Here is a 12,491-nt window from a genome sequence, read left to right as displayed (position 1 = left end):
CTGTAATTATTTAGACTTTTCCTATAACCGCCTTTTTTGTATCGTCCTCTTTTTTTAGAACTGAACCCATCTTTTCGACTTCTTTTTCTAAAATTCTCAACATCTCTCTCAATTTTTGTGATTCCTTTTTATTAAGAGAGTTGTATTTTTGATTTTTTTTGATTTTTTCTTTTAATACTTTGCATCGTTCGGCCATGACAAGAAAATGCAACAATTTGCGGTCTGAATCTTTTAAGGATGTGAATTCCAGTCCGGATGGTGATTTTTTTATATCTGATTCTTTTGGCACATTATAGATATTTTGTTTTGCGACCGAATGTGCCCATTTTTGAATTTGACCATTGTCTTTGGAGATAATCTTTGCGTAAAAAGCGTCGGCTTCCTCATTTCCAAATATGCTTTCAGGCTCTTTAAGATTCATAATATCACTATTGGCATTCTGCCTAATTTCTCGAGCGCTTTGTGCATTTTCCGTTTCTGTGGTAGCACTTGCTTTTTGCAAATTTTATATGCCACCTTGTGAAAATGCAACATTGCATAAGATTGAGACTGACAATACGAGTACTAATTTTAGTGTTTTCATAATTTTTTGAATTTAATTTGTAATACGTTTTTTTTATGTATGCTATTCTTTTTGTTATCTTTTAACAATTAACTTTTTGGTCGCAGAACCCTTTTGGGAATTGATTTTTAAAAAGTACATCCCATCGGATAGGTTGCGGACATCCAACATGTTATTGTTCGTTACATGTGCCTGAATCTGTTGCCCTGAAACATTAAATAATTCCACGGAAGTGATATCCGTACCGTTATTAGACAGGATGTTTACGTGATGGCTTGCAGGGTTGGGTGCTATGGAAATGCTTTCCCCAAAATCAGTAAGATTTTCTACACTTAGTGAGGAAGCATCTGCAAAAAACCAAAGGGAAAAGGCATCAATATTGGAAACCGAATGGTAAAACGTTGTGGGAGTGCCACCTTCATTGGTAAACGTGGTGCCATTGTCCGTACTTCTAAAAGCCGCCAGATTGTTTCTATTTAATCCGTTAAGGTCATTGTCTGTAAGAGAGAAACGTGCCTCCATATTTAAGCCCGTATTAACGGTGGGATTGACTTCATAATACCTTCTAACAGTTGGGTTTCCAGCAATATCAAAAGTGCCATAGCGTCTAAATATTTCGGTGCTTCCCATGGTGCTTCCATTACGGGTTTCAACACCTATTTGACCAAAATCATTTGTAACGCCGGCTGCATGGTTTCTTGTGGTTTTGATATACGTGCCGTCGGCTCCATTAATAGTATTGGTGTTGGATTCACCCACAATTTCGGCGGTTGGTCCTAAAGTTAATTGGCTCCCTGTATTCATTTTGAAAGCAGCCGTGTCCTCAAGAAGAAGTTCCCCGTTAAGAGTTAAAGCTCCCTCAAGTTCTAAAGTTGAACTGCCATACAATTCCAAATAATTAAGTGTATTTGGATAGTTTAGCACCATCTGATGTGCGTTGCCGTCCAAACCTTTCATGTGAAGTGAGCCACCATTTAACACGGTGCTGCTTTCACTCACGAATTCTCCATCAACAATTGTTATAACGCTGTTCTCGTTGTGGAGAAAACCATCGGACGAAATAAAAAGTCCTTTTTGTGCTTGCAAGCTTTGTAAGCCTGCAAATAATATAGGTATCAATAAATATTTCATAATCTTTGGTTTTAATAGTTTAAATCATCTACAAGGAAACCTCGGATGTTTATTCTTACACCTCCTGACGTGCTATTGCTGAAAGTAAGATATTGACCTGGTTTCAATACAAATATAGGAGATTGGGCACTATCACTATTAACCATATTAATAAGACCCTTGCCGGCCAATACTAAAGCGCCATTAAAAATTGAACTAATAGAAACTCCAGTTGCAGGCCCAATAGTAACATTATATTCTCTATCTGGACTGGGGCCGGATTGTTGGAAAAAGATAGAGGTCACAATTAAATATTTTCCCGTTGGAACTTGACTAAAACTAGAACCTTCCCAGCGACCAAAACTCACAGATCGTACAGCGTCAAATTCACTAGGAGTTGAAGAATATCCATATACCGGAACAGGATTAGATGGCAACCCAGAAGACCGACTTTGAGTAAAAGAATTCCATCGTGTTCCATTATAACCCTCAAAGTCACTTGAGGTCGCATCATAGCGCATGGTGCCAGCTGAAGGCGCAATAGCATCGTTGGTCAATTTTACCTTACCGTTAACGTCCAGTGCCTGTTCTGGATTGGGATTATTAACGCCTACTTGGGCGCTCATGGAGAGGGTCATAAAAAAGGCGAGGATTGAAGATAGTAGTGTTTTCATATTGTTTTATTTATTGGTTTACATTATTTATGGTGAAATTTTTTCTAAAGCTTTAATGATTTTTTGATATTTCAATTTTTATTTAAGCTTTAATAGAATGATTCTTAATTTGCACAATTCATTTTAACAAAAAACGAAGTGGATCAGTGTGCAAGTTTTTCCGTAAATGACTCTCATATGTATGACAATCAAGTTAATTTATAGAATTGCATTTTTGATGGGGACTCAAATAATTCTTACAAATCTGATATTAAGGTTGTAACAAGTTAAGAGGAATGGGTGGAACACCGTTGTAAAAAACCGCCCTTTAGAAAATTGATGGCGAGAGTTATAAGGTATGTACTTAATTAATTATTTTGGGTATTTTCTGTAAGGAAAGCTTTGGATGCAATAAGTTCTTGAAGAAAGTTGAACTTGTCCACATCGAATTTCGTTGGACTTACCCCGCAATATTTTTTGAAATCCTTGGAAAAATGTGGAAAATCATAATAGTTGAACAAAGCACTCAACATTTTATAGTCCGTGGGAGTATCCGCCTTGATTTCTGCTAACATATAATTGAACCTAACAATGCGCTTGTAAGTGGTGGGTGTGATACCCACCATTTGACTGAATTTTTTTTCTAGATAGCGCTCGCTTATTCCAAGTTTTCCAATAAGGGAGGCTATGGAGCAACAGCCATAATTTGCTTTGATAAGTTGTATTGCCGACTCAATAATATTCGTCTGGGGTTTAATGGATAAAAATTTATCAATTAAAAGATCTTCAATAAGCTGTAATCTTGATTCGGTTGACTGTTCGGCTTCAAAGTTTTCAGTGAATTTTTTAATGTCCCATTCAAGAAGGGAATTTGTTGTTATAGCTTGGTTGGTCATTAAAGACATATTCGGTTCAAATAGATGCCATATGCCACAGGGTTCAAATGTAACGCCGTATAATTCTGCCGAGTCTGAGTTCGAATTAATATAATAGCGTTCTGTTTGTTGTCCTACCGTATAGTATTTAGGTAGATCCTGTTTTTTATTTCGTTGAATTATGTGAAAAAATCCTTTTAGGTGAAATCCCATATGCCCGTATCCACTTGGTACACAAAATTCGCTGATGGTATTTTCATAATCTGATCGGTCGCATTTTATAGTATATAAAAATGCGACATATGGCTGAAGAATTTTGGACGGAGTATAAGTTTTAAACATTGTAAAAGACAATTGGATTTATAATATTCCACAGAAACTTTTAAACCATTAATTTACGAATATTTATTTTACCGGAAAAAATGATTTAGAAAACCATAACTTTACCTTATTCTTGAAAAGAAGAATAATCAAATTGACGTTTTCTTTTTTGATAAAAATTCACATCAGTTTTTAGACCGAAATTCGGATTAAATATTGAAAAAAAAAGACCCAACATGAGTTGAGTCTTATATATTCATAAAAATTAAGCCTTAATCAAACTCCTCGAAATCACAATCTTCTGGATTTCTGAAGTCCCTTCATAAATCTGGGTAATTTTTGCATCACGCATCAACCGTTCCACATGATAGTCTTTTACAAAGCCATTGCCGCCATGAATCTGCACTGCTTCCACGGAATGTTCCATCGCCACTTTTGATGCATATAATTTTGCCACGGCACTCGATACATCGTAGTTGTTGCCTTGGTCTTTATCCCAAGCGGCTTTCATAACTAAATAGCGTGCTGCTTCAATTTCGGTGTACATATCTGCCAATTTAAAAGCAACGGCTTGATGGTTGCATATTTCTGTTCCAAAAGCTTTTCGTTCTTTGGAGTATTTCAATGCCAATTCATAAGCGCCAGAAGCAATCCCTAAAGCTTGCGACGCAATGCCAATACGTCCGCCAGAAAGGGTTCTCATGGCAAACCTAAAACCAGAACCGTCCTCGCCAATGCGGTTTTCCATGGGCACTTTTACATCATTGAATTGTAAAGTATGGGTGTCGCTTCCGCGGATGCCCAATTTGTTTTCTTTTGGGCCCACATGAAATCCTGCCGTGCCTTTTTCCACAATAAAAGCATTGATTCCATGGGAGCCTTTGTGCCTGTCGGTTTGTGCAATAACCAAATACACATCGGCACGTCCGCCATTTGTAATCCAGTTTTTTGTGCCATTAATTAGGTAATGATCACCTTTATCAATGGCCGATGTTTTTTGGGAAGTCGCATCACTGCCCGCTTCAGGTTCGCTCAAGCAAAAGGCGCCCACAAACTCGCCAGTAGCCAATTTGGTCAAGTATTTTTGTTTTTGTTCCTCAGAACCAAACGCCTCCAAACCGTAGCAAACCAAGGAGTTATTAACCGAAACAATAACCGAGGCCGATGCATCAACTTTTGAAAGTTCTTCCATAATTAGAACATACGATATGCTATCCATGCCACTGCCACCATATTTAGGATTTACCATAATGCCCAGAAAGCCCAATTCGCCCATTTTTTTAACAAGCTCTTTAGGGAAATGCTGATTTTCATCGCGTTCTATAACGCCTGGCAGCAATTCGTTTTGCGCAAAATCGCGAGCGGCATCGCGTATCATAATATGTTCTTCAGACAAACTAAAATCCATAATTCTCAATTAATTTATTGATTTATTAAAAAATGTGTGCAAATATAGCTTTTTAGTGTCAATTTTTCAATGAGGATTCTTATTTTTGTCTAGTATGGTAAAATCTAAATATAATGTCATTGGGATCATGTCCGGAACATCGTTGGATGGGATTGATTTAATTTATGCGACTTTTTATTTTAGTAAAACATGGCATTTTGAAATTTTTTGTGCTGAAACTATGGCATATAACAATGCGTGGAAGCATGTTCTTAAAGATTTAATTTCTTTTGATTCTGAAGAATTGCTTCAGGTAGATACCAAATACACGATCTATTTATCTGAGGTTATCAATAATTTTATTTATAAGAATGGTATTAAGCGTATTGATGCGGTTTGTTCGCACGGCCATACCGCATGGCACCAGCCCGATAAAGGGCTCACGTACCAAATAGGCAATCTGCCACAAATAGCGGATTTATTGAACGAAACCGTGGTTTGCGATTTTAGGGTACAGGATGTTGAGTTGGGCGGACAAGGCGCACCGTTAGTGCCCATTGGCGATAAATTGTTGTTTTCAGAATACGACTTTTGTTTGAATTTAGGTGGATTCGCCAATATTTCCAGCGATTTTGATGGCGCCCGCATTGCTTATGATATTTGCCCAGTAAACATCGTTTTGAATAAATATGTGAAGCGATTGGGGTTTGATTATGATGATAAAGGGCACATAGCTTCAACAGGAACCGTTCATGAAGGTTTACTTGATAAATTGAACGATTTAGATTTTTACAAAGCGGCATATCCTAAATCGCTTGGATTGGAATGGGTAGATAAAAACATTTTTCCTTTAGTGGATTCCTTTCAATTGGAAGTAAAGGATATTTTAAAAACATTTGTTGAACATGTCGCCATTCAAATTTCTTCAGAAATCAATAAAAAAAACAACGTTTCGGTTTTGGTAACTGGCGGCGGCGTTTATAATGACTATGTAACTAATAGGCTCATGCACCATTCAAACAACCATATCACCATACCTTCAAAATCCATTATAGAATTTAAGGAAGCCCTCATATTTGGCTTTTTAGGCGTTTTAAAATTGCGAAACGAAGTAAATTGTTTGCAAAGCGTTACCGGTGCTAAACAAAACCATAGTTCTGGTAAAATGTATCATCCTAAAAAATAATCAAAATTTAACTTTCACGGATTTTAGTTTTTTATATTTGTTGAAATAATATGAAATACCTGAAAAATTAAATTTAGGAAGTTCAAGTCATTACAAGTAAACACCTTAATAATTCCTCCCTTTTTTTCAAGGGGAGGTACCGATAGGCGGAGGGGTCAATAATAGTAGTAGCTAAAATGGCACCAATTTTATTGTTGAAATGAAAGAATTATTAAAAAAGTACGAAGACAAAGCACCTGAAATAGTTTTTAATTGGAAGGATTCCGAGACAGAAGCTGAGGGTTGGGTGGTTATAAATTCGTTACGGGGTGGTGCCGCTGGAGGCGGAACGCGTATGCGCAAAGGACTTGATATGAATGAGGTTTTATCGTTGGCAAAAACCATGGAAATAAAATTTACGGTTTCGGGGCCTGCTATTGGAGGCGCCAAATCGGGCATTGATTTCGACCCTAAAGACCCACGAAAAAAAGGCGTGTTAGAACGTTGGTACAAAGTGGTTTCGCCGTTGCTTAAAAGTTATTATGGAACGGGGGGCGATTTAAATGTGGATGAAACCCATGAAGTCATTCCAATAACCGAAGAAAGTGGGGTGTGGCATCCGCAAGAGGGTGTTTTCAATGGGCATTTTAAACCTACGGAAGCCGATAAAATCAACCGCATTGGGCAATTAAGGCATGGGGTTATCAAAGTTATTGAAAACCCTGGCTATTCTCCTGATGTTTCAAAAAAGTACAGCATTGCCGATATGATAACCGGTTTTGGTGTAGCCGAAGCGGTAAAGCATTATTATGGTATTTATGGAGGATCGGTAATAGGGAAACGCGCTGTGGTTCAGGGCTTTGGAAATGTTGGGGCCGCGGCTGCATTTTATTTGTCGCAAATGGGTGCAAAAGTGGTTGGAATTATCGATATTGCGGGTGGTTTAATCAATGAAAAAGGTTTTACTTTTGAGGATATTACCAATCTGTTTTTGGCCAAATCCGGAAACACATTAATGAATGAAAATTTGATTCCTTTTGAAGAAATAAATGAAAAAATTTGGGCTATTAAAACGGAGATTTTTGCTCCTTGTGCAGCGTCGCGTTTAATTACCATTCACCAAATTGATGAAATGATAGATAGCGGTTTAGAGGTTATTTCCTGTGGTGCGAATGTGCCATTCGCAGATAAGGAAATTTTCTTTGGCCCTATCATGGAACACGCCGATTATAAAGTGAGTTTAATCCCCGATTTTATTTCAAACTGTGGAATGGCAAGGGTTTTTGCTTATTTTATGGAACGCCGTGTGCAAATGACCGATGAAGCCATTTTTAACGATACATCGAACAAAATTAAAGAAGCCATACAAAATGTATATAACAAAAACCAATCTAAAACCGGTATCAGTGCAACCGCATTTGAAATTGCATTAAGCCAACTTATTTAATTAATTTATGGAAGCAGCAATTATTTTAGTATTTGTAATAGGTTATTTGGCCATTACTTTGGAGCATAACCTTAAAATTGATAAACTTATACCAGCATTGGTTATGATGGCCATTAGTTGGGCATTGATAGCTTTGGGTTTAGAGAGTTTTTCACAATGGTTTGATTCTGAGGCCTATAGTTTGGTTGAAGGTTTTGTAGGACTCTCTTCTGAAGGAAAAATGGTTCTTATGGAAGAATCCTTGTTGCATCACCTTGGTAAAACGTCAGAAATATTGGTGTTCCTTTTGGGGGCGATGACCATTGTTGAAATTATAGATTATTTTGACGGGTTTTCAACTATAAAAGATTTTGTAAAAACCAAAAAGAAAACCAAAATATTATGGATTTTCTCCATTTTAGCTTTCTTCTTATCTGCTATTATAGATAATCTTACCGCAACCATTGTCCTTATTTCAATTCTTCAAAAAATTGTAAAAGACAGAGATGTGCGTATTTGGTACGCCGGTTTAATAATAATTGCTGCAAATGCAGGTGGTGCTTGGTCGCCTATTGGCGATGTTACCACCACCATGCTTTGGATTGGTAAAAAAGTATCAACAGGGTATTTAATTGGATACCTATTTGTGCCGTCATTTTTAAGTATGGCAGTTCCAGCATTCATAGCTTCCTTTTTACCGGTTTTTAAAGGCAATCTGGAAATTGAAGAAGAGGTAAAGGAGAAGAAGAAATCAAAATTTAGTGGCACCATGCTTTATTTAGGGCTTGGTGCCATCGTGTTTGTTCCCATATTTAAAATGGTAACCCATTTGCCACCATATATGGGCATGATGTTGTCGTTAGGTGTGGTAGCGGTTTTTGCTGAAATTTATAGCTCCTCAAAATTTAGTATGACCGATACGGATTTTGAAGAAAGTGATGCACATGCACATCACAGTCCCGTTCATAGTTCGCTATCGAAAATAGAATTGCCCAGTATTTTGTTCTTTTTAGGTATTTTAATGGCCGTAGCGGCATTGGAGTCCTTAGGAATATTATTCGGGTTTGCTGAATCTTTAAAAGAAACCCTGCCCATGCTTGGTACAGAATTACACCATGCAGGTGTGTCCGATTTGGTTATGTTACTGTTAGGAGTTGGTTCTGCGGTTATAGATAATGTACCATTAGTGGCGGCCAGTTTAGGGATGTTTTCTGAACCCATAGATAATGAGCTTTGGCATTTTGTGGCATTTTCCGCAGGTACCGGCGGTAGTATGTTAATTATTGGTTCAGCGGCTGGTGTTGTAGCCATGGGAATGGAAAAAATAGATTTTTTCTGGTACCTAAAAAAGATTTCATGGCTTGCCGCTATTGGTTTTCTTGTAGGGTCGGCAGCATTTATGGTAACAAGAACATTATTTTAATTAAAAAGAGCTCCTCGATGCGCTGCTTCGAGGTTTCCATTCAAATTGCCATTCCCGTAAAATGGGAAGATTCATCAATTTATTATTTTGAAATAAAAAACAATGAATAAAACGGGAATCTAAGCAAAAAAAAAATTTTCTATACTTAAACACAAAAACACTCGTTATACAGTTCAAGAAATATAATTTATATGTTAAATACAATATTGCAAACTACCCAAGAAACCGCTGAGGCACTTACTAATGTGGAGCCCGTAGAAAAAACACTTTCAATAATTGAATTGATCAGTAGCGGTGGGCTGGCAGGACAACTTATAATTGGTGTCTTGTTTTTAATGCTTGTCTTAGCCATTTATATTTATTTTGAAAGGTTATTCGCCATTAAAGCGGCATCGAAGGTAGATGTTAATTTTATGAATCAAATTAAAGACCATGTAAGCCATGGGAAAATTGATTCTGCCCAAATACTTTGTGCTCAAGTAAATTCACCTGTATCCCGATTGATAGGGAAAGGCATAACCAGAATTGGAAAACCACTTGCTGATATAAATACAGCTCTAGAAAATGCAGGAAGGTTGGAAATTTATGGACTGGAAAAAAACGTAAGTATGTTGGCCACTATTTCTGGTGCAGGCCCCATGATAGGGTTTCTTGGTACGGTAATAGGCATGATATTGGCCATATTTGAATTGGCGAACGCAGGAGGCACCATACAAATGGATGTTTTGGCCAGCGGACTTTACACCGCTATGACCACTACCGTAGCAGGATTAATTGTTGGAATTGTCGCTTTTATGGCATTCAACCATTTGGTAGTAAAAACCGATAAGGTAGTGTATCAAATGGAAGCCAATTCATTGGAGTTTCTGGACCATTTAAACGAACCATCATAGTATGAATATTAGAGGAAGAAATAAAGTTTCGCCAGAATTCAATATGTCTTCTATGACAGATATTGTCTTTTTACTACTTATATTTTTTATGATTGCTTCCACCTTGGTTTCTACAAACGCTATTGATATTTTATTGCCCAAAGCCAGTGGAAAGACCGAGAACAAGAAATCTGTAGCGGTAAGTATCAAAGCAGATTTAACTTATTATATAGACCAAAAACGTGTGGGCGAAAGTGTTCTGGAAAATGAATTGTTGGCAGTGCTTTCTTCAGAAGAAAAACCGACCATTGTTTTAAGGGCTGAAAAATCGGTGCCCGTTGAAAATGTTGTAAAGGTGATGGACATAGCCAATAGAAATAAATTTAAAGTAATATTAGCTGTAAAGCCTGAATAATTTTAGTATCAGAAACAGTAACTTTGTTTATTTTTTGTGAACCTTTGTGGTATAGCTATTGCATTAAGAACCGCAAAGAAGGTACAAAACCAAAAAATAACTCACAATAAACAATTTTGAACCGAAATCATTAATCCAAATGAAGTATTTCGAAACCACACATGAAAGAAATTCAGCAAAATTAACAGCTTTAATTACTGTTATATTATTGCTGTTGTTGTTTGTGGTTGGTGCTCCTTACATGGATCCTCCAGAGGAATACGGGGTTGCGGTAAATTTTGGGACAACCGATTTTGGTTCAGGAACTGTTCAACCTTTAAAGCCCATAAAATCAGAACCTGTAAACATCAACAAACCAGCAGAAGTACAACCAACCAAAGCAGAACCTACCAAAGCTTCAGAAAACAAAGAAGAAGTTTTAACAGCCGATAATGCTGAAGAAATAGCCATAAAAAAGCAAAAAGAAGCTGAAAATAAAGCCAAAGCCATTGCCGATGCCAAAGCTAAGGCTGAAACCGAAAGAGTTGCCAAGGAAAAGCGTGAACTTGATGAGAAAAAGAAAAAACTGGATGCTTTAATTGGTGGCGTTAGCAAATCTGAGGGAACAGCAACAGGCGGTGAAGGAAACGATACTAAAGCAGGGGATAAAGGGCAGTTAGATGGCGATCCGTATGCGCCTAGTTATTTTGGTGGTCCAGGAACAGGTAGTGGTGGGGTAGGTTACGGACTTAACGGAAGGGGGAAAGCTAATTACCAAACTCTTAAACAGGATTGTAACGAATCTGGCATGGTAATCATTAGAATTGTTGTAAACAAAAATGGGAACGTTATAGAAGCAGAACCAGGGGTAAGAGGTACTACAAACACAGCGGCTTGCTTGCTAGAGCCCGCAAAAAAAATAGCATTATCGCATAAATGGGCACCAGACCCCAATGCGCCGACAAAACAAATAGGTTTTGTAAAAGTAAACTTCCAATTAGGTCAATAATCCATGCCATATCAAGACACACTCGATTGGATGTTTTCGCAACTGCCCATGTATCAACGGCAGGGTCAATCGGCATTTCGGAAAGACTTGTTAAATACCATAAAACTAGCAGAACACTTAAATTTCCCAGAAAAACATTTCAAAACCATACATGTAGCAGGAACCAACGGAAAAGGTTCAACAAGCCACATGTTAGCGTCCATACTACAAGAAGCTGGTTATAAAGTTGGGTTATATACCTCGCCACATTTAAAGGATTTTAGAGAGCGTATTAAAATAAACGGAAAGGAAGTCGGCAAACAGTTTGTCAACGGTTTTATAAAGCGTAACAAATTGTTTTTTGAGCAAAACTCCTTGTCTTTTTTTGAAATGACCGTGGGAATGGCTTTCGAATATTTTAAAAAGAAGAAAGTAGATATTGCGGTTATTGAAGTCGGCATGGGAGGCAGGTTGGATTCTACAAATATTATTACACCAGAAGTATCGGTTATTACAAATATTGGGTTAGACCATACACAGTTTCTTGGTGATACGCTGGAAGCGATTGCTTTTGAAAAAGGAGGGATCATAAAACCGAATATCCCTGTAGTTATTGGTGAAACCCAAAAGGAAACAACGGCAATTTTTAAAGATTTAGCAGAAAAAAACAAATCTAGGATTGTGTTTGCCGACCAACAACAATTTACAGAAAACCATACATCAGATTTAACTGGTGCTTATCAAAAAAAGAATATCATTACCGTACTTCAAGCTGTTAAGGAGTTACAGGAAAAAGGATTCAATATATCAAAGGAAAACATTAAAAACGGTTTATTACATGCCGTTAAAAACACAGGCTTGATGGGGCGTTGGCAAACCTTGCAGTTAAACCCAAAAGTAGTGTGTGATACGGGCCATAATAAAGACGGTTTAACCTATGTGATGAAACAACTCTCCAATGAAGTATTTGAAAAGTTGCACATCGTTTTTGGTGTGGTAAATGACAAGGATTTGGGTTCGATAGTAGATTTATTACCTAAAAATGCGACTTATTATTTCTGTAAACCAGATATTCCACGTGGGTTGGATGCTAAAGAATTAAAAGGATTTTTAAGTAATTTTGGATTGAAAGGTGATGCTTATGGTTCTGTGAATGAAGCATATAATAATGCGTTATATAACGCCAATGCCAATGATTTTGTTTTTATCGGCGGAAGCACTTTTGTGGTAGCAGAAATAATTTAATTTTTTATTGAAAAAGTTTTTGCAGAATGAAAATCTAACTTATATTTGCATCCCAATTACATAGGAATAG

Annotated in this window: 12 protein-coding genes; 7 read left to right on the top strand and 5 right to left on the bottom strand. The window is 37.2% G+C overall.

The window, feature by feature from the left end; genetic code table 11:
• Window positions 1-10 precede the first annotated feature (10 nt).
• From ACU1LP_RS01820 to ACU1LP_RS01800, 5 genes are all read right to left on the bottom strand, one after another.
• Complete coding sequence (locus ACU1LP_RS01820) at window positions 11-502, bottom strand: hypothetical protein (protein WP_445735400.1); 492 nt, start codon at window positions 500-502, stop codon at window positions 11-13.
• Window positions 503-637: 135 nt separating this feature from the next.
• On the bottom strand, window positions 638-1,693 hold the full coding sequence (locus ACU1LP_RS01815; RefSeq protein WP_445735399.1) for a T9SS type A sorting domain-containing protein: 1,056 nt from the start codon (window positions 1,691-1,693) through the stop codon (window positions 638-640).
• 11 nt (window positions 1,694-1,704) lie between these two features.
• Window positions 1,705-2,346 (bottom strand): hypothetical protein, encoded by a 642-nt coding sequence (locus tag ACU1LP_RS01810; RefSeq protein WP_445735398.1) that lies wholly within the window; start codon window positions 2,344-2,346, stop codon window positions 1,705-1,707.
• Between the two features lie 347 nt (window positions 2,347-2,693).
• Window positions 2,694-3,542, bottom strand: coding sequence for a helix-turn-helix domain-containing protein (locus ACU1LP_RS01805; protein WP_445732573.1), 849 nt, complete (start codon window positions 3,540-3,542; stop codon window positions 2,694-2,696).
• Between the two features lie 244 nt (window positions 3,543-3,786).
• Complete coding sequence (locus ACU1LP_RS01800; protein ID WP_445732572.1) at window positions 3,787-4,929, bottom strand: acyl-CoA dehydrogenase; 1,143 nt, start codon at window positions 4,927-4,929, stop codon at window positions 3,787-3,789.
• Window positions 4,930-5,023: 94 nt separating this feature from the next.
• Between ACU1LP_RS01800 and ACU1LP_RS01795 the strand changes: the two genes are divergently transcribed.
• The 7 genes from ACU1LP_RS01795 to ACU1LP_RS01765 all read left to right on the top strand — a co-directional run bounded on the left by ACU1LP_RS01795 (window position 5,024) and on the right by ACU1LP_RS01765 (window position 12,421).
• On the top strand, window positions 5,024-6,094 hold the full coding sequence (locus ACU1LP_RS01795) for an anhydro-N-acetylmuramic acid kinase (RefSeq protein WP_445735397.1): 1,071 nt from the start codon (window positions 5,024-5,026) through the stop codon (window positions 6,092-6,094).
• 199 nt (window positions 6,095-6,293) lie between these two features.
• Window positions 6,294-7,520, top strand: a complete 1,227-nt coding sequence (locus ACU1LP_RS01790) for a Glu/Leu/Phe/Val dehydrogenase dimerization domain-containing protein (protein ID WP_445735396.1) — start codon at window positions 6,294-6,296, stop codon at window positions 7,518-7,520.
• A 7-nt stretch (window positions 7,521-7,527) separates the two neighbouring features.
• Complete coding sequence (gene nhaD / locus ACU1LP_RS01785; protein ID WP_445735395.1) at window positions 7,528-8,922, top strand: sodium:proton antiporter NhaD; 1,395 nt, start codon at window positions 7,528-7,530, stop codon at window positions 8,920-8,922.
• A gap of 191 nt (window positions 8,923-9,113) precedes the next feature.
• On the top strand, window positions 9,114-9,815 hold the full coding sequence (locus tag ACU1LP_RS01780; RefSeq protein ID WP_445735394.1) for a MotA/TolQ/ExbB proton channel family protein: 702 nt from the start codon (window positions 9,114-9,116) through the stop codon (window positions 9,813-9,815).
• A 1-nt stretch (window position 9,816) separates the two neighbouring features.
• A complete protein-coding gene (locus ACU1LP_RS01775) occupies window positions 9,817-10,209 on the top strand; it encodes an ExbD/TolR family protein (protein ID WP_445735393.1) in 393 nt (130 codons plus the stop codon).
• A 139-nt stretch (window positions 10,210-10,348) separates the two neighbouring features.
• Window positions 10,349-11,197, top strand: coding sequence for an energy transducer TonB (locus tag ACU1LP_RS01770; RefSeq protein ID WP_445735392.1), 849 nt, complete (start codon window positions 10,349-10,351; stop codon window positions 11,195-11,197).
• 3 nt (window positions 11,198-11,200) lie between these two features.
• Window positions 11,201-12,421: a bifunctional folylpolyglutamate synthase/dihydrofolate synthase gene (locus tag ACU1LP_RS01765; protein ID WP_445735391.1), complete on the top strand. Its 1,221-nt coding sequence runs from the start codon at window positions 11,201-11,203 to the stop codon at window positions 12,419-12,421.
• Window positions 12,422-12,491 lie beyond the last annotated feature (70 nt).

It is taken from the genome of Mariniflexile sp. (assembly GCF_052728615.1).
This window is presented reverse-complemented; position numbering and strand designations above follow the sequence as displayed.